At 71.2% G+C, this 25,074-nt stretch carries 19 protein-coding genes; 18 read left to right on the top strand and 1 reads right to left on the bottom strand.

The window, feature by feature from the left end; genetic code table 11:
• Positions 1-160 precede the first annotated feature (160 nt).
• Entirely contained in the window at positions 161-1,210 is a 1,050-nt protein-coding gene (locus ACGFZK_RS34720) for a rod shape-determining protein (RefSeq protein WP_393852802.1), read from the bottom strand.
• Between the two features lie 116 nt (positions 1,211-1,326).
• Between ACGFZK_RS34720 and ACGFZK_RS34715 the strand changes: the two genes are divergently transcribed.
• The 18 genes from ACGFZK_RS34715 (at position 1,327) to galE (ending at position 25,037) form a co-directional block, all read left to right on the top strand.
• The gene (locus ACGFZK_RS34715; RefSeq protein ID WP_393852801.1) at positions 1,327-2,865 is read left to right on the top strand and encodes a bifunctional folylpolyglutamate synthase/dihydrofolate synthase; all 1,539 of its coding nucleotides are present in this window, start codon (positions 1,327-1,329) and stop codon (positions 2,863-2,865) included.
• A 3-nt stretch (positions 2,866-2,868) separates the two neighbouring features.
• Positions 2,869-3,237: a DUF4233 domain-containing protein gene (locus tag ACGFZK_RS34710; RefSeq protein ID WP_389113999.1), complete on the top strand. Its 369-nt coding sequence runs from the start codon at positions 2,869-2,871 to the stop codon at positions 3,235-3,237.
• Between the two features lie 64 nt (positions 3,238-3,301).
• Complete coding sequence (gene ndk / locus ACGFZK_RS34705; protein WP_393852800.1) at positions 3,302-3,712, top strand: nucleoside-diphosphate kinase; 411 nt, start codon at positions 3,302-3,304, stop codon at positions 3,710-3,712.
• A gap of 296 nt (positions 3,713-4,008) precedes the next feature.
• Positions 4,009-5,028 (top strand): rod shape-determining protein, encoded by a 1,020-nt coding sequence (locus tag ACGFZK_RS34700; protein WP_008738981.1) that lies wholly within the window; start codon positions 4,009-4,011, stop codon positions 5,026-5,028.
• Positions 5,029-5,161: 133 nt separating this feature from the next.
• Positions 5,162-6,109, top strand: a complete 948-nt coding sequence (mreC, locus tag ACGFZK_RS34695) for a rod shape-determining protein MreC (protein WP_393852799.1) — start codon at positions 5,162-5,164, stop codon at positions 6,107-6,109.
• A gap of 13 nt (positions 6,110-6,122) precedes the next feature.
• Positions 6,123-6,830: a rod shape-determining protein MreD gene (gene mreD, locus ACGFZK_RS34690; RefSeq protein ID WP_393852798.1), complete on the top strand. Its 708-nt coding sequence runs from the start codon at positions 6,123-6,125 to the stop codon at positions 6,828-6,830.
• Between the two features lie 13 nt (positions 6,831-6,843).
• A complete protein-coding gene (gene mrdA, locus ACGFZK_RS34685; protein ID WP_393852797.1) occupies positions 6,844-9,018 on the top strand; it encodes a penicillin-binding protein 2 in 2,175 nt (724 codons plus the stop codon).
• Between the two features lie 14 nt (positions 9,019-9,032).
• Positions 9,033-10,232: a rod shape-determining protein RodA gene (gene rodA, locus ACGFZK_RS34680; RefSeq protein WP_393852796.1), complete on the top strand. Its 1,200-nt coding sequence runs from the start codon at positions 9,033-9,035 to the stop codon at positions 10,230-10,232.
• Positions 10,233-10,281: 49 nt separating this feature from the next.
• Entirely contained in the window at positions 10,282-11,802 is a 1,521-nt protein-coding gene (locus ACGFZK_RS34675) for a CHAD domain-containing protein (protein WP_393852795.1), read from the top strand.
• Between the two features lie 72 nt (positions 11,803-11,874).
• Complete coding sequence (locus ACGFZK_RS34670) at positions 11,875-13,800, top strand: TIGR03960 family B12-binding radical SAM protein (RefSeq protein ID WP_393852794.1); 1,926 nt, start codon at positions 11,875-11,877, stop codon at positions 13,798-13,800.
• Between the two features lie 77 nt (positions 13,801-13,877).
• Positions 13,878-14,681 (top strand): hypothetical protein, encoded by an 804-nt coding sequence (locus tag ACGFZK_RS34665; RefSeq protein WP_393852793.1) that lies wholly within the window; start codon positions 13,878-13,880, stop codon positions 14,679-14,681.
• Positions 14,682-14,808: 127 nt separating this feature from the next.
• Complete coding sequence (locus ACGFZK_RS34660) at positions 14,809-15,588, top strand: TIGR03936 family radical SAM-associated protein (protein ID WP_393852792.1); 780 nt, start codon at positions 14,809-14,811, stop codon at positions 15,586-15,588.
• A gap of 235 nt (positions 15,589-15,823) precedes the next feature.
• Positions 15,824-19,816, top strand: a complete 3,993-nt coding sequence (locus ACGFZK_RS34655; protein ID WP_393852791.1) for a ribonuclease E/G — start codon at positions 15,824-15,826, stop codon at positions 19,814-19,816.
• Between the two features lie 284 nt (positions 19,817-20,100).
• Complete coding sequence (gene rplU / locus ACGFZK_RS34650) at positions 20,101-20,421, top strand: 50S ribosomal protein L21 (protein WP_330330369.1); 321 nt, start codon at positions 20,101-20,103, stop codon at positions 20,419-20,421.
• 13 nt (positions 20,422-20,434) lie between these two features.
• Positions 20,435-20,689, top strand: a complete 255-nt coding sequence (rpmA, locus tag ACGFZK_RS34645; RefSeq protein ID WP_112446573.1) for a 50S ribosomal protein L27 — start codon at positions 20,435-20,437, stop codon at positions 20,687-20,689.
• 167 nt (positions 20,690-20,856) lie between these two features.
• Positions 20,857-22,302, top strand: coding sequence for a GTPase ObgE (gene obgE / locus ACGFZK_RS34640; protein WP_393852790.1), 1,446 nt, complete (start codon positions 20,857-20,859; stop codon positions 22,300-22,302).
• A gap of 70 nt (positions 22,303-22,372) precedes the next feature.
• Complete coding sequence (locus tag ACGFZK_RS34635; RefSeq protein WP_393852789.1) at positions 22,373-23,989, top strand: glycosyltransferase family 2 protein; 1,617 nt, start codon at positions 22,373-22,375, stop codon at positions 23,987-23,989.
• A 34-nt stretch (positions 23,990-24,023) separates the two neighbouring features.
• The gene (galE, locus tag ACGFZK_RS34630) at positions 24,024-25,037 is read left to right on the top strand and encodes a UDP-glucose 4-epimerase GalE (protein ID WP_393852788.1); all 1,014 of its coding nucleotides are present in this window, start codon (positions 24,024-24,026) and stop codon (positions 25,035-25,037) included.
• The last annotated feature ends 37 nt before the right edge of the window (positions 25,038-25,074 follow it).

Below are 25,074 nucleotides of genomic sequence, written 5' to 3'. Positions count from 1 at the left end.
CATCTGGCACAACTGGACCACCGACGCCAAGATCAAACGATCCCTGATCGCCTACGACCACTGAGAACATCGGACTCATTCATCTAGGGGGTGTCTCGCCGATCTCGCCGATCTCGCCGATCACGCCGGGTGCGGCCCGCCCGGCACGGCACCTCGTCCCCTAGACCCGCGACGGGGCCAGCAGGCTGCCCAGGGTGTCCAGGTCCTCCACGCAGCGGCCGGAGCCCAGCGCCACGCAGTCCAGCGGGTTGTCCGCGACGAACACCGGGATGCCCGTCGCGGACGCCATCCGCAGGTCCAGGCCCGGCAGCAGCGCGCCGCCACCGGTCAGCACGATGCCGTGCTCCATCACGTCGCCGGACAGCTCCGGCGGGCACTCCTCCAGGGTGGTGCGCACGGAGGCGATGATCGCCTCGATCGGCTCGTCGAGCGCCGCCCGGACGTCGGGGGCGGCCAGCTGCAGGGTCTTGGGCATCCCGCCGACCCGCTCGCGGCCGCGCACGGTGAAGGTGCGCGTCTCCAGCTCCGGCCGGTCCGGTACCGGCCAGGCCGAGCCGATGCCCAGCTTGACGTCCTCGGCGGTGCGCTCCCCGATGAGCAGCCCGTGTTCCCTGCGTACGTAGTCCATGACCGCGGCGTCCAGCCGGTCCCCGCCGACCCGCAGCGACCGGGACGTGACGATGCCGCCCAGGGAGATGACGGCGACCTCGCAGGTGCCGCCGCCGATGTCCACGACCATGGAACCGCGGGGTTCGGCCACCGGCAGCCCGGCGCCGATCGCCGCGGCCATCGGCTCCTCGATGAGGTGCACGGCCCTGGCCCCGGCCCGGGTGGACGCCTGGACGATGGCCCGCCGCTCGACCGGCGTGACGCCGGAGGGCACGCAGATCACCATCCGGGTGCGGGGCCGCCGGCCCGGGACCGCCTTGCGGACGAAGTGCCGGATCATCTCCTCGGCGGCCTCGTAGTCGCAGATCACACCGCCCCTGAGGGGGCGGATCGCGGTGATGGAGCCGGGGGTGCGGCCGATGGTCTCCTTGGCGTCCGTGCCGACGGCCAGGGCGGTGGTGGTGCCCGCCCTCACGGCGACCACGGACGGCTCATTGAGGACGATGCCGTGCCCCCGTGCGTAGACGAGGGTGTTGGCCGTGCCCAGGTCTATCCCTATGTCGCGGCTGGACGCTGTCTTTTTGCTGCTGGCCTGCGGCATTTATTCCCCTATCTGATGCCGCAAGGCTTGCATAACGATCCGGTCGCTCCGGCCGCCGGAGGTCCCGAAACGGCCGGGCCGAAAGTCCTTCGGGTCCCCGTCCGTAGACTGGCCCTGTGAGTGACCAGCAGCCCGAAAGCCACGACCGCGACGACAACGACGACCTCGCCGGCACCTTCGACGAGTTCGACCAGATCGTGGCGGAAGAGTCCGACCGCGACCCCGACCTGGCGGTGATCGAGGCCGGTAGCCGCACCCTGCGCGCCCAGGCCGGACCGCCCCAGGGCGACCCGGTACCCGCCAGGCCCGTAGACCCCGAGGTCGCCAAGGCGCTGCTGGAGGTGGAGCAGGAGCTCGCCACCCGCTGGGGTGAGACCAAGCTGGAGCCGTCGGTGTCGCGGATCGCGGCGCTGATGGACGTCCTGGGCGAGCCGCAGCGCGCGTACCCCTCCATCCACGTCACCGGCACCAACGGCAAGACGAGCACGGCCCGCATGATCGAGGCCCTGCTGAACGCCTTCGAGCTGCGCACCGGGCGCTACACCAGCCCGCACGTGCAGTCGATCACCGAGCGGATCAGCCTCGACGGGGCGCCGATCACCGCCGAGCGGTTCGTCGAGACGTACCACGACATCAAGCCGTACGTGGAGATGGTCGACGCCTCCGAGGAGTTCCGGCTGTCGTTCTTCGAGGTGCTCACCGGGATGGCCTACGCGGCCTTCGCGGACGCCCCGGTGGACGTGGCCGTGGTCGAGGTCGGCATGGGCGGCAGCTGGGACGCGACCAACGTCATCGACGGGTCCGTCGCGGTGGTCACCCCGATCAGCCTGGACCACACCGACCGGCTCGGCTCCACGCCCGGTGAGATCGCCGTGGAGAAGGGCGGCGTCATCAAGCAGAGTGCGACCGTGATCCTGGCCCAGCAGCCGGTGGACGCGGCGCAGGTGCTGCTGAAGAAGGCCGTGGAGGTCGACGCGACGGTGGCCCGCGAGGGCATGGAGTTCGGCGTCGTCTCCCGCGAGGTGGCGGTCGGCGGCCAGCAGCTGACGCTGCGCGGCGTGGGCGGGGAGTACGACGGCATCTTCCTGCCGCTGTACGGCGCGCACATGGCACACAACGCGGCGGTCGCCCTGGCCGCGGTCGAGGCCTTCTTCGGGGTCGGCCAGGAGCACGCCCGGGTCCTGGACCTGGACACCGTGCGCAAGGCCTTCGCCTCGGTGGCCTCGCCGGGCCGCATGGAGGTCGTGCGACGCAGCCCGACCGTGGTCCTGGACGCGGCGCACAACCCGGCGGGCGCGGCGGCCACCGCGGACGCGGTCACCGAGTCGTTCGGCTTCAGCCGGCTGATCGGGGTCGTGGCCGCGAGCGAGGGCAAGGACGTCCGCGGGGTGCTGGAGGCGTTCGAGCCGATCTTCGCGGAGGTGGTGGTGACGGAGAACTCCAGCCACCGGGCGATGGGCGCGGACGAGCTGGCGTCCGTCGCGGTCGAGGTCTTCGGGGCCGAACGGGTGCAGGTGGAACCGCGGCTGGACGACGCCCTGGAGGCGGCGATCACCCTGGCGGAGGAAGAGGCCGAGTACGGAGGGGCCGGGGTCCTGGTGACCGGTTCCGTGATCACGGTGGGCGAGGCCCGCCTGCTGATGAAGAGGGGCTGAGGGATGCGCACGCTGTGTGCGAGCACGCTGATCGGCGAGTTCTTCGTGATCGGCTTCGCGGGGCTGGTGGCGATGAAGGACCCCGACCTGACCCAGGCCGCGGTCTGGACGGTGTGCGGGGTCGCCATGCTGCTGTCGGTGCTGCTGTGCGGGATGCTGTCGCGTCCCGGCGCGGTCCAGCTGGGCTGGGCCCTGCAGATCGGCCTGATCGTGAGCGGGTTCGTCGTTCCGACGATGTTCTTCCTCGGTGCGGTGTTCGCCGGCCTGTGGTGGTGCTCGGTGCACTACGGCCGCAAGATCGACACGATCAAGGCGCGCTGGGCCGCCGCGCAGGAGGCTCCGGGGGCACCCGGGGCGCCTGACGCTGCGTGACGGGTCCCCGGATCGGCCCTGTAGATTCGCCCTACCGCACCCGTTTGCCGCAAGGAGCCGCAACATGACCCAGCGCACCCTCGTCCTGCTCAAGCCCGACGCCGTCCGTCGCGGTCTGGTCGGCGAGATCATCGGCCGCATCGAGCGGAAGGCCGGCTGGACCATCCCCGCACTGGAGCTGCGTACGCTGGACCAGGAGACCCTGGAGGCGCACTACGGCGAGCACAAGGGCAAGCCCTTCTACGAGCCCCTCATGGGCTTCATGGCCGGCGGTCCGATCGTGGCCCTGGTCGTCGAAGGGGAACGCGTGATCGAGGGTGTCCGCCAGCTGGCCGGACCCACTGACCCGATCGCCGCGGCGCCCGGCTCCATCCGGGGTGACTTCGGCACGATCACGCGTGAGAACCTGATCCACGCCTCGGACTCCGAGGAGTCCGCCGAGCGTGAGCTGAAGCTGTTCTTCCCGGCGCTCTGAGCACTCTTTCCTGACGGAACATCAGCCGAATAGCGCTCACGACCTGGGGCGACCGAAGTAATTTCGGTCGCCCTTCGGTATTTCCGGTCCGGAGCGGGAACGCCTGGGCAGGACACGTCGTCACCACTGAGGGGGCGGGTATCCATTCCGGCGGGATTGCCGGAGTCCCGTCGCGCGGTCTCCGTACTTGCGGCACTACGATGGGGCCTCCACCCACACACCCACCTCGCCGACCTGACAGCAGCCGCTATCAACTGGAAGGCCAGACGCTCCTCATGGGGAACAAGGGGAACAAAATGTCGTTCATCGGCCGTGACATGGCGATCGACCTCGGGACCGCCAACACGCTGGTGTACGTGAGGGGCCGGGGGATCGTCCTGAACGAGCCGTCCGTGGTCGCCATCAACACGAACACCGGTGGCATCCTGGCGGTCGGCTCGGAGGCGAAGAAGATGATCGGGCGCACGCCCGGCAACATCGTCGCCGTACGGCCCCTCAAGGACGGCGTGATCGCCGACTTCGAGATCACCGAGCGTATGCTCCGGTACTTCATCCTCAAGATCCACAAGCGCCGCTACCTGGCCCGCCCGCGCGTGGTGGTCTGCGTTCCCTCCGGCATCACCGGAGTCGAGCGACGCGCCGTCATCGAGGCGTCCACGCAGGCCGGCGCCCGCCAGGTGCACATCATCGAAGAGCCCATGGCCGCCGCCATCGGCTCGGGCCTGCCCGTCCACGAGGCCACCGGCAACATGGTCGTGGACATCGGCGGCGGCACCACCGAGGTCGCCGTCATCTCCCTCGGCGGAATCGTCACGGCACAGTCCATCCGGGTGGCCGGCGACGAGCTCGACAACGCGATCATCCAGCACATCAAGAAGGAGTACTCGCTCCTCCTCGGTGAGCGCACGGCCGAGCAGATCAAGATCACCATCGGGTCGGCGTACGACCTCGACAAGGACGAGCACACCGAGATCCGCGGTCGCGACCTGGTCTCCGGCCTGCCCAAGACGGTCGTCATCTCGGCCGCCGAGGTCCGCAAGGCCATCGAGGAGCCGGTCAACGCCATCGTCGACGCGGTCAAGACGACGCTCGACAAGTGCCCGCCGGAGCTCTCCGGCGACATCATGGACCGCGGCATCGTCCTGACCGGCGGCGGCGCCCTGCTGCGCGGCCTCGACGAGCGGCTGCGCCGGGAGACCGGCATGCCGATCCACATCGCCGAGGATCCGCTCGACTCCGTCGCGCTCGGCTCCGGCAAGTGCGTCGAGGAGTTCGAGGCCCTCCAGCAGGTCCTGGACGCCCAGCCCCGTCGCTGACAGATGCCCCTCCCTGCCGGAGGGGCCATGCGGAACACAAGGATCCGCCGTACGGGTGCTACCGGGCCCGTGCGGCGGATCGTTGATATACAGGCAAAAGAGAATTCCGACGAGGAAGGCACGGCCGCCGCACGTGAGGGACACACGAGAAAGCCGGCTGCTCCTGGTGCTTCTGATCGCCATCGCGTTCGCGTTGATCACGGTGGACATCAGGGCAGGCGAGGAGTCGCCGGTCGACGGTGCCCGACAGGCCGCCGCAGCGGTCTTCGGCCCGGTCGAGGAAGGTGTGGCGACCGGGGTCGATCCGGTCGCCCACGCCATAGGGGCGGTACGGGACTCCGGCAAGCGCCACAACCGCGTCGCGACGCTGGAGCGCGAGAACGCGGCGCTGAAGGCCAAGCTGGGCAGCGAGGACCAGACCCGCAGCCGCATCCACGAGCTCGACGAGATGCTCAAGCGGGCCGGCGCCGGGCAGTACGGCATCAAGGGCGCCGAGGTCATCGCGATAGGAGCGGCCCAGGGCTTCTCCTGGACCGTCACCATCGACGCCGGCAGCAAGGACGGCATCGAACGCGACATGACCGTCCTCAACGGGGACGGGCTCGTCGGCCGGGTCAGCACCGTCGGCCCCGACACCGCCACCGTCGTCCTCGCCAACGACCCCGACTTCACCGTCGGCACCCGTCTGGAGAAGACCGGTGAACTGGGCTTCGCCACCGGCCAGGGCGACCGCGCCCTCTCCGTCCAGATGCTCAACGGCAAGGCCAAGATCAGCCCCGGCGACCGGCTCGTCACCTTCGGCTCGCGCGGCAACAAGCCCTTCGTGCCCGGGGTGCCGATCGGCGAGGTGGTCAAGGTCGACCCCTCGCGCGGCGACCTGACCCGCACCGTTTGGGTGCGTCCGTTCGTCGGCTTCTCGCGCCTGGACATCGTCGGCGTCGTGGTGATGCCGCCGCGCGAGGACCCCCGTGACGCGGTCCTGCCGCCCAAGCCCGAGGCCCCCAAGCCCACCCCGACGGTCACCGTCACGGTCACCCCGTCCGGGTCCGCCAGCGTGCCCGGCAAGCCGGCCGACGAGTAAGGGACAGCCCGCCATGCGCTTCAACAGGATCCTGCTCTCGGCGACCCTGATCGTGGTCGCCCTCGTCGTCCAGGTCACCGTCCTGGGCCGGCTCCAACTGCCCGGCGCGGTGCCCGACCTGCTGCTCCTCACCGTCGTCTCGCTCGCACTCGTGTACGGGTACGTCAGCGGTGCGCTGATCGGCTTCGCCGCCGGTCTCCTCGCCGACCTGGCCCCGCCCGCCGACCACGCCGCCGGGCGGTACGCGCTCGTCCTGTGCGTCATCGGCTACGTGGCCGGTCTGGTCCGTCCCGACGGCGGCCGGTTCCGTTCCGCCTGGGGCCCGATGCTCACCGTCGTCGCCGCCGCGATCGGCTCCACCCTGCTCTACGCGGGCGTGGGCGCCCTCGTCGGCGACACCGCCGCCCGCCACGTGGGTCTGACGGGGCTGCTGTTCACCGCGACCCTCTACGACCTGCTGCTCGCGCCGTTCACCGTGCCGTTCATCATGGCCCTGGCCCGGCGCGCCGAGAACGACCCGATGGCGGTCGAGGCCGGCGGCGGCCCGGCCAACAAGGCCGCCGACGTCTCCGCCGGCTGGCTGGCCGGCGGCACGGGCCTGCGCATCGGCAGCCAGCGCGGCGGCCTGCGCCTGAAGACCGCGCGGTCCCGGGCCAACAAGGCCGTCCGCATAAAGGGGGTCAAGGGCATCAAGGGTGTGAAGAGCGTCAAAAAGCTGTGAGGGAGGAGCAGTCGTGACCAACGTTCCGGAGACCGGCCGCACCTCCCGGGTGCAGATCAGGCTCATCATGATCCAGGTGCTCGTCTTCTCGATGCTGCTCACCCTCGGCGGCCGGCTCTGGTACCTCCAGATCCGCAACGGCGACGAGTACTACCACGAGGCGAAGAGCAACCACGTCCAGCGGGTCGTCCAGCCCGCCGTGCGCGGCTCGATCCTCGACGCCCGCGGTGTCGCGCTCGCCGACAACGAGACGCGCCTGGTCGTCTCCGCCAGCCGCACCGCGCTGATGAAGATGAAGGACAAGGGCAAGGGCGTCATGACCCGCCTCGCCGACGTCCTGGACATGACCCCCAAGGAGGTCATGGAGAAGGTCCGGCTCTGCGACTCCCAGACCCCCGCGCCCTGCTGGAACGGTTCCCCGTACCAGCCGATCCCGGTCACCCTCGAAGCCACCACGCAGCAGGCGCTGCAGCTGCGCGAACGCCCGGAGGAGTTCCCCGGCATCACGGCGGAGCCCACCGCCGTCCGCCGCTACCCGGCCCCCGGAGGGGCCCGCACCTCGCAGGTGCTCGGCTACCTCTCGCCGGTCACCGACGAAGAGATCCAGAAGGCCAAGGACACCGACTCGCCGCACCTGAGGTCCGACCAGGTCGGCCGCTCCGGAATCGAGCGCACCTACGACAGGCAGTTGCGCGGCAAGGCGGAAGTCACCTCGTACGAGGTCGACAACCTCGGCCGGGTCATGGGCCAGACCAAGTCCGACCCGGGCGTGGCCGGATCCACCCTCGTCACGAGCATCGACGCCCGGGTGCAGGCCGTCGCCGAGTACGAGCTCCAGGAAGCGATGAAGGTCGTCCGCAACGAGACCGACAACATCACCGGCCGCAAGTACGAGGCCGACTCGGGAGCCGTCGTCGTCATGGAGGCCAGGACCGGTCGCATCGTCGCGATGGCCTCCCAGCCCGACTACGACCCGAACGCCTGGGTCGGCGGCATCTCCGGCAAGGACTACGCCAGGCTCACCAGCAAGAGCTCCAACTACCCGCTGCTCAACCGGGGCATCCAGGGCATGGCCCCCGCGGGCTCCATCTTCAAGGTGGTCTCCGCGAGCGCGGCCGTCCGGGCCGGCTACAAGTTCGACGACAAGTACAACTGCAGCAGCTCCTACAGCCTCGGCGGCCGGAGCTTCGCGAACTTCGAGTCCAAGGGACACGGCCCCATCACCCTCGGAGACGCCCTCAAGTTCTCCTGCAACACCGTGTTCTACGCCCTGGGCCACAAGGAGTGGCAGCGCGACGGCGGCCTCAGCCCCAAGAAGGACGCACACGACTGGTTCTACCGGACCGCCCGGGAGTTCGGACTCGGCTCCGAGACCGGGATCGACCTGCCGAACGAGGTCACCGGCCGCATCCCCGACCGGAAGTGGAAGCAGAACTTCTGGAAGGCCAACAAGAACGCCTGGTGCAAGCAGGGCAAGCGGGGCGGCACCTACGTCGAGCAGATCGCCTACGAGAGCTGCCTCGAAGGCAACCAGCTGAAGGCCTACGACAGCATCAACTTCGCCATCGGCCAGGGCGACGTCCTCGTCACCCCCATCCAGATGGCCACCGCGTACTCCGCCATCAGCAACGGGGGCACCCTCTACAACCCCACGGTCGGCAAGGCCGTGATCAGCCCCGACGGCAAGCACATCGAGATGATCAAGCCCCAGTCGCACGGCAGGCTGCCGATCAACGCCAAGACCATCGGCGACCTGGACAAGGGCCTGCGCTCGGTCGTCGAGCCCGGCGGCACCGCCGCCTGGCGGTTCGGTGGCTGGCCGATGGACAAGATCCCGATGCACGCCAAGACCGGCACCGCACAGGTCTACGGCAAGCAGACCACGTCCTGGCTGGCGACCTACACCAAGGACTTCACGATCATCATGACGATCTCCCAGGGCGGCACCGGCTCCGGAGCCTCCGGCCCCGCCGTGCGCAACCTCTACAACGCCATCTACGGTCTGACCATGGACGGGAAGCAGGACCCGAAGAGGAGGGCCCTGCTGCAGGGCCCGGAGGCCAAACTGCCCAGGATCAACCCCGACGGTTCCATCGACTCGCCCGAGATCAAGCCGTACGTACCGCCGTCCCCGGAGCAACTGGAGCCGCCGGTGCTCGCCGGGCCACCCCCGACACGGCACGACTGAGGACCGAATACGACATGCCCACCGCCAATAAGTTCTCCGTCTCCCGGTACACGCCCGAGCGCGGGGCGATGGCCAAGCTCACCGCCCGTGACTCCGTGGTGCGCCGGCTCGACTGGCCGATCCTCCTCTCGTCGATCGCCCTGTCCTTCCTCGGCGCCCTGCTCGTGTGGTCGGCGACCCGCAACAGGACCAACCTGAACCAGGGGGACCCGTACTACTTCCTGGCCCGGCACGCCCTGAACACCGGCATCGGTCTCGTGCTGATGATCGGCACGATCTGGCTCGGCCACCGCACGCTGCGCGGCGCCGTGCCGATCCTCTACGGGATCTCGCTGGTGCTGATCCTCGCCGTGCTGACCCCGCTCGGTGCCACCATCAACGGCGCCCACGCGTGGATCGTCATCGGCGGCGGCTTCTCCCTCCAGCCGTCCGAGTTCGTGAAGATCACGATCATCCTGGTGATGGCGATGCTGCTGGCCACCCGGGTGGACGCGGGCGACCTCGCCCATCCGGACCACCGCACGGTCGTCAAGGCGCTGTGCCTCGCGGCCGCCCCGATGGGCATCGTCATGCTGATGCCCGACCTCGGCTCCGTCATGGTGATGATCGTCATCGTGCTCGGCGTGCTGCTGGCCTCAGGTGCCTCCAACCGCTGGGTGGTGGGCCTGCTCGGCGCCGGCGCGAGCGGCGCCATCCTGATCTGGCAGCTCGGCGTCCTCGACGAGTACCAGATCAACCGCTTCGCGGCCTTCGCCAACCCGGAGCTCGACCCGGCGGGCGTCGGCTACAACACCAACCAGGCGCGCATCGCGATCGGCTCCGGCGGACTGACCGGATCGGGGCTCTTCAAGGGCTCGCAGACCACCGGCCAGTTCGTGCCCGAGCAGCAGACCGACTTCGTCTTCACGGTGGCGGGGGAGGAGCTGGGCTTCGTCGGGGCCGGGCTGATCCTGTTGCTGCTCGGCATCATCCTGTGGCGGGCGTGCATGATCGCCCGGGAGACCACCGAGCTCTACGGGACCATCGTGTGCGCCGGGATCATCGCCTGGTTCGCCTTCCAGTCCTTCGAGAACATCGGGATGACCCTCGGGATCATGCCGGTGGCCGGGCTCCCGCTGCCCTTCGTCTCGTACGGAGGATCGTCGATGTTCGCGGTGTGGGTGGCGATCGGACTGCTGCAGTCGATCAAGGTCCAACGGCCATTGTCAGCCTGATGTTCCGTTCACCCTGCCGACCTGATCCGTTCAGGACTAAATTCGGTCTATGGCGGACAGCAAGCGTGAAATCGAGCGTAAATTCGAGTTCTCCGAGGCCACATCTGCCCGGCGCGGGGTGCCGGACCTGACGGGTACGGCCGCCATCGCGGCCGTCTCCGAACAGGGCACCGTCGACCTCGACGCCGTCTACTACGACACCCCCGACCAGCGGCTCGCCGCCGACGGTCTCACCCTGCGGCGCAGAACGGGCGGCGCGGACGAGGGCTGGCACCTCAAACTGCCCGTCTCCCCGGGCGTGCGCGACGAGATCGGGGCCGCGCTCAGCGACACGGTCCCGCCCTCCCTCGTCGCCCTCGTCCGCTCCCGCGTCCGGGGTAGCGGGCTCCAGCCACAGGTCAGGCTGCTCTCCTCGCGCAAGGTCAGCCACCTCCTCGACGCCGAGGGCGCTTTGCTCGCGGAACTGAGCACCGACGCCGTCGTCGCCGAGCGCGGCGAGACCACCGCCGCCTGGACGGAGGTCGAGGTGGAACTCGCCGACGGCGTGGACCCCGAACTGCTCGACGCCGTGGAGAAGGCCTTCCGCAAGGCCGGCCTCCGGGTCTCCGACGCCCCCTCCAAGCTCGCCCGGGCCCTCGCCGAGACCGGCGCGGAACCCGCGGAGCGGCCCGCGGCCGACGGCCCCGAGGGCTCCGCCGGCGCGCACGTCCTCGCGTACCTGCGCGAACAGCGCGACGCCCTGGTCGCACAGGATCCGGCCGTGCGGCGGAACCTCCCGGACTCCGTCCACCAGATGCGGGTCGCCTGCCGCAGGCTGCGCAGCGCCTTCAAGACCTACCGCAAGGTCCTGGACCGCCGGGTCACCGACCCGATCGGGGAGGAGCTGCGCTGGCTCGCCGCCGAACTCGGTGTCGACCGCGACCGGGAGGTCCTGCTGGAGCGGCTGCAGGATCATCTCGGCGAGCTGCCACGGACCCTGCTGCTCGGCCCCGTCCGGGCCCGGCTGAAGATCTGGGACGTCGCCCGCCGCTCGGAAGCGCGGCGCCGGTCGCTCGGCGCGCTCGACAGCGCGCGCCACGTGGCGCTCCTGGACTCCCTCGACGCCCTGCTCGAGCGGCCCCCGCTGCTGAAGGCTGCGGACGGGCAGGCCGAACGCATCCTGCCCAAGGCGGTGCTCCACGACTACGAGCGTCTCGCCGACAGGATCGACAAGGCGCTGGCCCTTGCGCCGGGCCACGAGCGGGACCTGGCCCTGCACGGTGCCCGCAAGGCGGCCAAGCGTTCCCGGTACGCGGCGGAGGCGGCTGTACCGGCCCTCGGAAAACCGGCAAAGCGCCTGGCCAAGGCCGTGAAGAAGGTCCAGTCCCTGCTCGGTGACCATCAGGACAGCGTCGTCGCCCGCGATGCCCTGCGTAGCCTCGGCGTCCAGGCGGCCGGCGCGGGGGAGTCCGCCTTCACCTGGGGCGTGCTCTACGGCCGCGAGGAGGCCCTGGCCGAGCGGAGCGAAAGGGAGCTTCCGGATGTCTGGGCCAAGATCTCCGCCCCGAAGCCGCGGGCCGGACTGGGATGATCATGTGGGTGGGGGCGGCTGAGCCTCGGGGTACGCTTGAGAGCTGCCCCCTGCCCGCTTCACGAAAGTCGCGTGATGACCGAGTCGGTCTTCCCTCAGCTTGAGGCCCTGCTTCCGCATGTGCAGAAGCCCATCCAGTACGTCGGCGGTGAACTCAACTCCACGGTCAAGGAGTGGGAGAGCTGCGACGTCCGCTGGGCGCTCATGTACCCGGACGCGTACGAAGTCGGGCTGCCCAACCAGGGCGTCATGATCCTCTACGAGGTGCTCAACGAGCGCGAGGGCGTCCTCGCCGAGCGCACCTACAGCGTGTGGCCGGACCTCGAAGAGCTGATGCGCGAGCACAAGGTGCCGCAGTTCACCGTGGACAGCCACCGCCCGGTCTCCGCCTTCGACGTGTTCGGCCTGTCCTTCTCCACGGAGCTGGGCTACACCAACATGCTCACGGCCCTGGACCTCGCCGGCATCCCGCTGGAGGCCCGCAACCGTACGGTCGACCACCCGATCGTCCTCGCGGGCGGCCACGCGGCCTTCAACCCCGAGCCGATCGCGGAGTTCATCGACTGCGCGGTCATCGGTGACGGCGAGCAGGCCGTCCTCGACATGACCGAGATCATCCGCACCTGGAAGGCCGAGGGGCGGCCGGGCGGGCGCGAGGAGGTCCTGCTGCGCCTGGCGAAGACCGGCAACGTCTACGTGCCGGGCTTCTACGACGTCGAGTACCTGCCGGACGGCCGCATCGGCCGCGTCGTGCCCAACCGCTCCGGCGTGCCGTGGCGGGTGTCCAAGCACACCGTCATGGACCTCGACGAGTGGCCGTACCCCAAGCAGCCCCTGGTCCCGCTCGCCGAGACCGTCCACGAGCGCATGTCCGTGGAGATCTTCCGCGGCTGCACCCGCGGCTGCCGTTTCTGCCAGGCCGGCATGATCACGCGCCCCGTGCGGGAGCGAAGCATCACCGGCATCGGCGAGATGGTGGAGCGCGGGCTGAAGGCCACGGGCTTCGAGGAGGTCGGCCTCCTGTCGCTGTCCTCCGCGGACCACACGGAGATCGCCGACATCGCCAAGGGCCTCGCGGACCGCTACACGGACGACAAGGTGGGCCTGTCCCTCCCGTCGACCCGCGTGGACGCCTTCAACGTGGACCTGGCCAACGAGCTGACCCGCAACGGACGCCGCTCCGGCCTGACCTTCGCCCCCGAGGGCGGCTCCGAGCGCATGCGCAAGGTCATCAACAAGATGGTCTCGGAAGAGGACCTGATCCGGACCGTCTCCACGGCGTACGGCAACGGCTGGCGCCAGGTGAAGCTGTACTTCATGTGCGGCCTGCCCACCGAGACCGACGAGGACGTGCTCCAGATCGGCGACATGGCGGTCAACGTCATCGCCAAGGGGCGCGAGGTCTCCGGCCAGAACGACATCCGCTGCACGGTGTCCATCGGCGGCTTCGTGCCGAAGCCGCACACCCCGTTCCAGTGGGCGCCGCAGCTGTCGGCCGAGGAGACGGACGCCCGCCTGGGCAAGCTCCGTGACAAGATCCGCGGCGACAAGAAGTACGGCCGCTCCATCGGCTTCCGCTACCACGACGGCAAGCCGGGCATCGTCGAGGGCCTCCTCTCGCGCGGTGACCGCCGCATCGGCGACGTCATCCGTGCCGTGTACGAGTCGGGCGGCCGCTTCGACGGCTGGCGCGAGCACTTCAGCTACGACCGCTGGATGGAGGCGGCCGAGAAGGCGCTGCCCGCCTACGGCGTGGACGTGGCCTGGTACACGACCCGCGAGCGCACCTACGAGGAGGTCCTGCCCTGGGACCACCTGGACTCCGGTCTCGACAAGGACTGGCTCTGGGAGGACTGGCAGGACGCCCTCGACGAGACCGAGGTCGAGGACTGCCGCTGGACCCCGTGCTTCGACTGCGGCGTCTGCCCCCAGATGGACACCAGCATCCAGATCGGCCCGACCGGCAAGAAGCTGCTGCCGCTGTCGGTCGTGAAGTGACCGGCTCCACCCTCTGACCGACAGGTCGAAGGCCCCCGCCCGCAACGGCCGGGGGCCTTTCCTGTGTCCTTGGGTGCATGAACACCGAGAAGCCGCAGCCCGCCGACGGCGGTGAAGGCTGCCTGGTCGGGGCCCTCCGGATCCCCGTGAAGATCGTGGCGCTGCTGGTCGTACTGCCCGTACGGGTGGTCTGGGACCTGCTCACCGCCCTGGGGCGGCTGCTGTACCGCCACGTACTCGCGCCCGTCCTCACCCACCTCGTGGAACCGCTGCTCCGCGCCCTCGGATGGCTGCTGACCACCCTGGTCAAACTCGTCTTCGTCTGGCCCTGGGCCGGGCTGTGGCGCTACCTCCTGCGACCGGTGGGCTCGTGGCTGTACGTCCACCTCCTCGCCCCGCTCTGCCGGGCTCTCCACACGTACGTGCTCCGTCCGCTGGCCCTGCTGACCTGGCGGTTCGTGCTCGTGCCGGCCGGGCGGGCCGTCATATGGCTGGCCGAAGCGGCCTACCGGTACCTCCTGCGCCCGCTCTACCGGTACGTCCTCGCCCCCCTCGGCCGGGCCCTCGCCTGGGCCTGGCACGTGGCCGGGCTGATCACCGGAGCACTGTGGCGGGCCCTGCGGTGGACGGGCCGGATGCTGATCGCACGGCCCGCCGCGCAGGTGTACCGGTACGTCCTCACACCGGCCGGACATCTCGTGCGCGCCGTGTGGCGGCCGGTCCGGGACAGCGTCCGCGAGGTCCGCGCCGAGGTCCGCCGCGCCCTGTTCGGTACTCCTCCCGTGGAACCGGCGAGGTCACGGGCGCGTACTCTGGGTAGTACGACAGCCGCAGGCAACACGCCCGCCCCCGAGATCTCCCTCCACGAACGGCAGGGGTGAGCCGGAGGCAGGGCGGCGCCGGCCGGCCCCTCAGACGCTCAGGGCGACGCGCGAGCCGCGGAGCCCCGCACAAGGAGAAGAACCACTGGGCAAGCGACAGCCCGAAGGCCCGCCTCCCGCACCGGTGGTGCAGCGCATTCGACTGCGCTACACCAAGCGCGGCCGCCTCCGGTTCACCAGCCACCGCGACTTCCAGCGCGCCTTCGAGCGGGCCCTGCGCCGCGCCGAGGTGCCCATGGCGTACTCGGCCGGATTCACCCCGCACCCGCGCGTCTCGTACGCGAACGCCGCCCCGACCGGGACCGGCAGCGAGGCCGAATACCTCGAGATCGCCCTCGCCGAGCCCCGCGACCCCGAGAAGCTCCGTGAGCTCCTCGACGAGTCGATGCCGACCGGGCTCGACATCATCGACGCCGTCGAGGCCCGCACCTCGGGCCTCGCCGACCGGCTGACCGCCTCCGTGTGGGAGCTGCGCCTGGACGGCGTGGACCCCGAGGAGGCCCAGCGGGCCGTGACGGCCTTCCTCGCCGCCGAGACCGTGGAGGTGCAGCGCCGGACCAAGAACGGCATGCGGACCTTCGACACACGGGGCGCGGTCGTCAGTCTCGAAGCGCTTCCCGCGCAGGCTGATAGGCCGCTGGACAATGCTTGTGCGATACTGCGGCTGGTTGTTCGGCATCTGACACCTGCCGTGCGACCCGACGACGTCCTGTCCGGTCTCCGAGCTGTGGCCGACCTGGCGCCGCCGGTCCCCTCAGCGGTGACCAGGCTGGCGCAGGGGCTCTTCGACGAGGAGTCCGGCACGGTGACCGACCCGCTCGCGCCCGACCGCGAGGCCGACACGGCCGCCCCACCCACGGCCGCCGTAGCGGCCGACGCGAAGGCGCCGGAAGGTCCCGCCGCGTAAGGAACGCCGTCGTCGCGCAGCCCTGGTACTCGGGAGCCACCTGGGTCGGGCCGCGCACTGACCTGAAGACTTCCGCCAGGCCGTACGGACAACACGTACGGAACCGGCGGCCATGGACTACAGCTCCCGTGTGGCGAACGCGCCCCGGAGGCCGGTTCCGCGCTCATTACGCGGAGCCGAGCCGGACCGGAAGTCAGCCGCGGCGCCCGGGAGCGTGACGGGAGAACCGCCCGCAATGCTCAACAACGAAAATGACATCACCCCTGCTGGTAGCGCCGACAGCGGCAGCCCCAGCGACAACCTGCCGCCGCGCCGTCGCCGCCGGGCCGCTTCCCGGCCCGCGGGTCCGCCCGGTGGAGCCGTCGCGGAGACGACCCCGGTGACGGAGGCCGCCCCGGCCGCCCCCGCCGAAGAGGCCGCTCCGTCCGCCGCCCCGGCTCGTCCCCGCCGCCGCGCGACCCGCGCCGTGGCCGCTCCGGTCACTCCGGCCGCCGAGTCCGCCGCCGCGGCACCGGCCCCGGCCGCCGAGCCCGCCGTCCCCGTGACCGAGGAGCCCACCGCTCCCGCGCCGCGGACCCGCCGCCGTGCCACCCGCGCCGTCGCCGCCCCGGAGGTTCCCGCCGCCGAGGCCGCCCCGGTGGTCGAGGAGGAGGCTCCGGCCGCTCCGGCGCCGCGTGCCCGTCGTCGTGCGACCCGCGCTGTCGCCGCTCCGGCCGCCGAGGCCGCTGCTGTGGTGGAGGCTCCGGCCGCCGAGCCCGCGCCCGTCGTCGAGGAGGAGGCTCCGGCCGCTCCCGCGCCGCGTGCCCGTCGTCGTGCCACCCGCGCCGTGACCGCTCCGGCCGCCGAGACGGCCGCCGTGGTGGAGGCTCCGGCCGCCGAGGCCGCCCCGGTGGTCGAGGAGGAGGCTCCGGCCGCTCCGGCGCCGCGTGCCCGTCGTCGTGCGACCCGCGCCGTGACCGCTCCGGCCGCCGAGGCCGCTGCTGTGGTGGAGGCTCCGGCCGCCGAGCCCGCGCCCGTAGTCGAGGAGGCCCCCAAGGCCGCCCGCTCCGTGACCGTCGCCGACGCCGTGGACTCGCCCAAGCGCGGCGGCCGCCGCCGCGCCACCCGCTCCGCGGCCCCGGCCGCCCCCTCGCAGCCGGCCGCCCAGCCCGCCGAGAGCGCCGAGCCCGCGGCCCCGGCCCGCGCCCGCCGCGCCGCGCGTCCCGCCGTGGCCGTCTTCCAGGCCCCGGTCTTCGCCGAGCCGATGTTCCAGACCCCCGAGACCGCCGCCATGGCCGCCGCGGCCGCCCGCGCCGCCGCCCCGGTTGAAGAGGTCGAGGAGGAGGAGACGGAGCTCGAGGCCGAGGTCGCCCCGGCCCCCGCCGCGCAGCCCGCCGGCCGCCGCCGTCGCCGTGGGCGCGGCGCCGCCGAGTCCGCTCCGGCGGCCGAGTCCGCCCCGGTCTCCCTTCCCGAGGTGCTCGCGGAGGAGGAGCCGGAGGCCGAGGCCGCCGAGCTCGACGAGGAGTCCGCCGAGTTCGAAGACGGCGACGAGTCGGGCGAGCGCCCGTCGCGCCGTCGCCGTCGTGGTGGCCGTCGCCGCCGCCGTGGCGAGTCCGCCGACCTCGACGAGTCCGCCGAGGAGGAGGCCGAGACCGCCGAGCAGGACACCGCCGAGCAGGAGGGCGAGGAGGACGAGGACGAGGAGGCCGACGAGGCCCTTGGTTCCAGCTCCAGCCGTCGCCGCCGCCGTCGCCGCCGCCGCAGCGGTGAGGGCTCGGCCGACGCCGCCGAAGCGGGCGACGAGGACGGTGTGCGTACCGTCGTCAAGGTCCGCGAGCCGCGCCCGGCGCGCGAGAAGCCCGAGCCGTCCGACGAGGTCCAGTCCATCAAGGGCTCGACCCGCCTGGAGGCGAAGAAGCAGCGCCGCCGCGAGGGCCGCGAGCAGGGCCGCCGCCGCGTGCCGATCATCACCGAGGCCGAGTTCCTGGCCCGCCGTGAGGCCGTCGAGCGCGTCATGGTCGTCCGCCAGGCCGGCGAGCGCACCCAGATCGGCGTCCTCGAGGACAACGTGCTCGTCGAGCACTACGTCAACAAGGAAGAAGCCACCTCGTACGTCGGCAACGTCTACCTGGGCAAGGTCCAGAACGTGCTGCCGTCGATGGAGGCCGCCTTCATCGACATCGGCAAGGGCCGCAACGCCGTCCTGTACGCCGGTGAGGTCAACTTCGAGGCGCTCGGCATGGCCAACGGGCCGCGCCGCATCGAGTCCGCCCTCAAGTCCGGCCAGTCGGTCCTCGTGCAGGTCACCAAGGACCCGATCGGCCACAAGGGTGCGCGCCTGACCAGCCAGGTCTCGCTGCCCGGCCGCTACCTGGTCTACGTGCCCGAGGGCTCGATGACCGGCATCAGCCGCAAGCTGCCCGACACCGAGCGCGCGCGCCTGAAGACCATCCTGAAGAAGATCGTCCCCGAGGACGCGGGCGTCATCGTGCGCACCGCCGCCGAGGGCGCGAGCGAGGACGAGCTGCGCCGCGACGTCGAGCGTCTGCAGGCCCAGTGGGAGGACATCCAGAAGAAGTCGAAGCAGATCTCGACCTCTTCGCCGAGCCTGCTGTACGGCGAGCCGGACATGACCGTCCGCGTGGTGCGCGACATCTTCAATGAGGACTTCTCGAAGGTCATCGTCAGCGGCGACGGCGCCTGGGAGACCATCCACGGCTACGTGAACCACGTGGCCCCGGACCTGGCCGACCGGCTGTCCCGCTGGACCTCCGAGGTCGACGTCTTCGCGACGTACCGGATCGACGAGCAGCTCGCCAAGGCGCTCGACCGCAAGGTGTGGCTGCCCTCGGGCGGCTCGCTTGTGATCGACAAGACCGAGGCGATGATCGTCATCGACGTCAACACCGGCAAGTTCACCGGTCAGGGCGGCAACTTGGAGGAGACCGTCACCAGGAACAACCTGGAGGCGGCCGAGGAGATCGTGCGCCAGCTGCGGCTGCGCGACCTGGGCGGCATCGTCGTCATCGACTTCATCGACATGGTCCTGGAGTCCAACCGCGACCTGGTCCTGCGGCGCATGCTGGAGTGCCTGGGCCGCGACCGTACGAAGCACCAGGTGGCCGAGGTCACCTCGCTGGGCCTGGTCCAGATGACCCGCAAGCGGGTGGGCCAGGGCCTGCTGGAGTCCTTCTCCGAGACCTGTGTCCACTGCAACGGCCGCGGTGTCATCGTGCACATGGAGACGCCGACCGTGGTCGGCGGCGGTGGCAACGGCAAGCGCTCCAAGCGCCGCGGTGGCCGCGGCGAGTTCGACCAGCACGACCACGAGGTCGAGACGGTCGAGACGGAGGGCTTTGAGACCGAGGCCGAGGTGGCCGCCGAGGCCGCCGCGCCGCGGGCCCTGCCCGAGCCGGAGTTCGTCGCGGACGAGGAGCTCTACGGCAGCCCGGCCGAGGCCGAGGCCGCCGTCAGCGGCCGTCGCAACCGGCGCCGTGCCACCCGCAAGGCCACCGCTCCGGCGGGCGCCCCGCGCGGTGCGGTCGCCCCGGCGCAGGCACCGGCCCCGGTGACCGAGGTCGTCGCCGAGCCCGTGTCCGAGCCGGCCGACACCGTCCTGGAGCCGGCCGCCGAGGTCGTCGACGAGGCCGTCGAGGCTGCGGAAACGGCCCCGGCCGCCCCGGTCGAGGAGGCCGCGCCGAAGGGCCGTACCCGTCGCCGCGCGACCCGTAAGGCCACCGCCCCGGCGGGCGCCCCGGCCCCCGCGGCCGAGGTGGCCCCGGAGCCGGAGCCGGTCGTGGTGCCCGAGCCCGAGCCGGTCGTCGCGACCGAGCCCGAGCCCGCGGTCGTCGCCGAGGTCGTAGAGGCCCCCGTCGTGGAGGCCGCACCGGCCCGTCCGCGCCGCCGTGCCACCCGTAAGGCCACCGCACCCGCCGGGTCCCCGGCAGGCGCGGCAGAGGCCGCCGTGGTGGTCGTCGAGGCCGCTCCGGTGACCGAGACCGCGGCGCCCGCCGAGGAAGCCGCACCGGCCGAGGAGGCCGCCCCGGCCAAGAAGGCCGCCAAGAAGGCTCCGGCCAAGAAGGCGACCACGGCGAAGAAGGCCCCGGCCAAGAAGGCGGCGGCCGCCAAGAAGACCGTGGCCAAGAAGGCGGCCACGACCAAGAAGACCGCGGCGAAGCGGGCGACGAAGAAGACCGCGGCGGCGGAGCAGCAGACGCTCCCGTCCGTCTCGGCTCCGACCGACGCCTGATCCACCGCTGAGTGACTCATTGCCCGTGGGCCCCGCCGCTCGGCGGGGCCCACGGGCGCACGGGGCCCGGTTTGACCCTCCGGAACCGGGCCCGTAACCTAGACCGTCGGCGTGTCTCTGTGCGCGCCGCGCTCCTGAGCACCTTCCTCACGTTCCGAACGCGCAAGCGTCGTGCGAGAGAGGCCGCTCGTCCAATCCGGATCGGTGCGGGACCGTCTTCGAGACGGCGCCTGCCTGAGCGGCTGGCTTCAGGAGCATCCGTCCCGAGTGAGAGAGAGATCCGCGTGTACGCCATCGTGCGCAGCGGTGGTCGCCAGCACAAGGTTGCTGTCGGCGACATCGTTGAGGTTGACAAGATTCCCACTGCCAAGGTTGGCGACACGGTCGAGCTCTCGACCCTGCTCGTTGTCGACGGCGAAGCCGTGACCAGCGACCCGTGGGTCCTGGCCGGCATCAAGGTCACGGCCGAGATTGTGGACCACCACAAGGGCGCCAAGATCGACATCCTGCGCTACAAGAACAAGACCGGCTACCGCCGTCGCCAGGGTCACCGCCAGCAGTACACGGCGATCAAGGTCACCGGTATCCCCGCGGCTGCGAAGTAAGAGGGACTGAGACATGGCACACAAGAAGGGCGCATCGTCCACCCGGAACGGGCGCGACTCCAATGCCCAGCGGCTCGGCGTGAAGCGCTTCGGCGGTCAGGTCGTTTCCGCTGGTGAGATCCTCGTCCGCCAGCGCGGCACCCACTTCCACCCGGGTTCGGGTGTCGGTCGTGGTGGCGACGACACGCTGTTCGCGCTGCTGGCCGGTTCGGTCCAGTTCGGCACGCACCGTGGCCGCAAGGTCGTCAACATCGTTCCGGCCGCCTGATCCAGCTTCGGCTGATCAAGCGTTCGTAACTTCCCGAGGGCGGATCTCAGCTCTTTCCGGCGCAAGCCGGGAAGAGAGGTCCGCCCTCGGCGCGTTGTCACATAGACACGTTTAATGGGCGGCAAGGCCTGCCCGGGACATTCCCGCATGTATCTGGAGGAACAACCATGACCACCTTCGTGGACCGCGTCGAGCTGCACGTCGCCGCGGGTAACGGGGGCCACGGCTGCGCCTCCGTTCACCGGGAGAAGTTCAAGCCGCTCGGCGGCCCCGACGGCGGAAACGGCGGCCGTGGCGGCGACGTCATCCTGGTGGTGGAGCAGGCGATCACGACCCTGCTGGACTACCACCACAGCCCCCACCGCAAGGCCACCAACGGCAAGCCCGGCGAGGGCGGCAACCGCTCCGGCAAGGACGGCCAGGACCTGATCCTGCCCGTTCCGGACGGCACCGTCGTCCTCGACAAGGAGGGCAACGTCCTCGCCGACCTCGTCGGCCAGGGCACCACCTACGTCGCCGCCGAGGGCGGCCGCGGCGGCCTCGGCAACGCCGCGCTCTCCTCCGCCCGCCGCAAGGCCCCCGGCTTCGCGCTCCTCGGCGTCCCCGGCACCACCGGCGACATCGTCCTGGAGCTCAAGACCGTCGCCGACGTGGCGCTGGTCGGTTTCCCGAGCGCGGGCAAGTCCTCGCTGATCTCGGTGCTCTCCTCCGCCAAGCCGAAGATCGCGGACTACCCCTTCACCACCCTCGTCCCGAACCTGGGCGTCGTCACGGCCGGCTCGACCGTCTACACGATCGCCGACGTCCCGGGCCTGATCCCGGGCGCCAGCCAGGGCAGGGGCCTCGGCCTGGAGTTCCTGCGCCACGTCGAGCGCTGCTCGGTGCTGGTGCACGTCCTGGACACCGCCACGCTGGAGTCCGACCGCGACCCGATCGCCGACCTCGACGTCATCGAGGAGGAGCTCAAGCTCTACGGCGGCGGCCTGGAGAAGCGTCCGCGTCTCGTCGTCCTCAACAAGGTCGACATCCCGGACGGCCAGGAGCTCGCCGACATGGTCCGCCCGGACCTGGAGGCCCGCGGCTACAAGGTCTTCGAGGTCTCCGCGGTCGCCCGTACGGGTCTGAAGGAGCTCTCCTTCTTCCTCGCCGAGGTCATCGCCAAGGCCCGTTCCCGCAAGCCGAAGGAGGAGGCGACCCGTATCGTCATCCGCCCGAAGGCCGTGGACGACTCCGGCTTCACCGTCACCTACGACGAGGTCGAAGACGTCTACAACGTGCGCGGTGAGAAGCCGGAGCGCTGGGTGCGCCAGACCGACTTCAACAACGACGAGGCCGTCGGCTACCTCGCCGACCGCCTCAACCGCCTCGGCGTCGAGGAAGCCCTCAGGAAGGCCGGCGCCCGCGCCGGTGACGGCGTGGCCATCGGTTCCGACGAGAACGCTGTCGTCTTCGACTGGGAGCCGACCATGATGGCCGGAGCCGAGATGCTGGGCCGCCGTGGCGAGGACCACCGTCTGGAGGCTCCGCGCCCGGCCACGACCCGCCGCAAGGAGAAGGACGCCAAGCGCGGGGACTCGGCGCAGCAGGAGTACGACGAATTCCGGCCGTTCTGATCCCCTTCCGAGGGACTTGCACCCGGAAGGTTTGAAGGCGCCTTTATGTCGGTCGCCTAGGATCTTCCGGGTGAACAGCAGCAACCTCCCCACGGTTTCCGTCGTGGTCATCGCGTACAACGACGCCGGGCTCGTGGGCGAGGCCGTCTCCTCGGCCCTCGCCCAGGGCCCGGTGGTCGCCGAGGTCATCGCGGTGAACGACGCCTCGTCCGACGGCACCGCGCGGGTGCTGGACGAACTGGCGGCCGTCCACCCCCGCCTCAAGGTCGTGCACCGGACGGAGAACAGCGGGGGGTGCGGCACCCCGCGCAACGACGGGATCGCGGCCGCGTCCGGCCGGTACGTCCTCTTCCTGGACAGCGACGACATCCTGCCACCGGGGGCCGCCGACGCCCTCGTGCGCACCGCCGAGGAGCACAGCGCCCCGGTCACCGTCGGCGCTGCGGTACGGCGCGAGCTGCCCCAGCAGCACGACATCCCGTGGATGCCCGGACTCCACACGCCCGGCGAGGTGATCGAGCGGCCGGCGGACCGGCCCGAACTCGTCCGGGACACCCTCTGCGTCAACAAGCTGTACGCACGCTCCTTCCTGGAGGAGCACGGCCTGCGCTTCCCCGACGGCCGGTTCATCTACGAGGACTTCGTCTTCACCGCCCGCGTGCTCGCCGCGGCCCCCCGCATCGCGGTCACCGGCGAGCTCGTCTACGTCTGGCACGTGCGCCGCGCCGCCGCCCAGGTGTCGATCTCCCTGGACCGCAAGGACGTCGGGAACTGGCGCGCCCGCATCGAGGCCCACCGCACGGCCGCCGGGATCCTCGCCGAGGCCTCCCCGGAGCTGGGCAGCGCCTGCCGGGTGAAGTTCCTGGAGTACGACCTGCGCATGTACCTGCGCGAGCTCGGCCGGGACCCCGAGTACCAGGCCGCCTGGTGGACCCTGACCCGCGCGTACGTCGGCACCTTCCCCGAGGCCGACATCGAGTCCGCCGCCGCCCACGCCCGCTGGATCGTGTCGGTGCTGCGCGCCACCGCGACCCCGCCCGCCGACGTCGAGCGGCTCTCCCGGCTGGCCGCCGAACCGCCGCGGCTGCTGCCCCCGTACGCGACCGGCCCCACCGGCGCGCCGGTGTGGAGCGAGGAGCTCCCGGTCGAGCTCGCGGACCTGCGCGGGCTGCCGATCGCCGAACTGCCCGTCACCGTCGACGCCGAACCGGCCGGCCGGGGCGCCGTCCGGATCCGCCTGCACGACCTGTACGGGCGCCTCGCCGAGGCCGGGCCCGTCACCGCGCAGCTGAGCTTCCTGCCCCGTGCGGGCGGCCCGCCCGTCCTCGCGCAGCCCGTCGAGCTGCATCCCGACCGCAGCGGCGGCTGGATCGCCGTCCTGCCGTTCCGCCTCGCCGATCTGGCCGTCACGGGCCGCCGCCAGGGGCTGCGCCGGATGCAGGCGTGGAACGTCGGGGTGGGCGTGCAGTGCGCCGACGGGAGCTCGGTGTTCACCTCCCTGCGCCCCCGGGGCCGGCTGCTCCGCCGTCAGGCGCTGCCCAGCAGCCGGTACGGTGTTCTGCTGGCGCAGCCCTACCGGACGGGGTCCGGCGCCCTCGCGCTGCGCCTCGCGCCGGGCGCCGAGGGCGCGCTGTACCTCGTACGCAACCGCCTCCACCGGGCCCGGGCAGGCCGCGGGGCGCGCTGAACCCGAAGTCGGACAGGACCAAGGAGAGACACACATGACGTTTCTGATCACCGGTGGCGCCGGATACATCGGCGCGCACGTCGTCCGCGCGATGGTGCTCGCGGGGGAGCAGGTCGTCGTCCTCGACGACCTCTCCACGGGCAACGAGGACCGCATCCCGGAGGGTGTCCCGCTGGTGGTCGGCTCCGTCCTGGACCGGCTGGTGCTGGACGAGGTCATCCGCAAGCACAAGATCACCGGCGTGGTGCACCTCGCGGGCAAGAAGCAGGTCGGCGAGTCCGTCGAGAAGCCGCTGTACTACTACCACGAGAACGTGCAGGGCATCACCGTCCTGCTCCAGGCCGTGGCCGACGCGGGCATCCGCAACTTCCTCTTCTCCTCCTCCGCCTCCGTCTACGGCATGCCCGACGTGGACCTGGTCACCGAGGACACCCCGTGTGCGCCGCTGAGCCCCTACGGCGAGACCAAGCTGGCCGGTGAGTGGCTGGTGCGCTCCGCGGGCAGGGCGCACGGCATCTCCACCGCCTGCCTGCGCTACTTCAACGTCGCGGGCGCCGCGACCCCCGAGCTCGCCGACACCGGGGTCTTCAACCTGGTCCCGATGGTCTTCGAGCGCTACGACGCCGGCCAGGGCGCCAAGATCTTCGGCGACGACTACCCGACCCCGGACGGCACCTGCATCCGCGACTACATCCACGTCGAGGACCTCGCGGAGGCCCACGTGGCGGCCGCCCGCAAGCTCGCCGAGTGGGCGGCGGCCGGCGACTACAAGGACCTCACGGTCAACATCGGTCGCGGTGAGGGCGTCTCCGTCGCCGAGATGGTCGAGCTCCTGAACAAGAACACCGGGCACGACATCGCCCCCGTGATCAGCCCGCGCCGCCCCGGCGACCCGGCGAAGGTCGTGGCCTCGGCCGACCGGATCACCAGCGAGCTGGGCTGGAAGGCCCGGCACGGCGTCCGCGAGATGGTCACCTCCGCCTGGGCGGGCTGGGAGGCCAACAAGGTGGCGTCCAAGGACGTCCACCGGGACGTCCACAAGCCCTGACCCGTCGACGAAGCAGCCCGCCCCGGAGACCTCCGGG

The organism is Streptomyces sp. NPDC048257 (assembly GCF_043201855.1).
Classification (GTDB): domain Bacteria; phylum Actinomycetota; class Actinomycetes; order Streptomycetales; family Streptomycetaceae; genus Streptomyces.
This window is presented reverse-complemented; position numbering and strand designations above follow the sequence as displayed.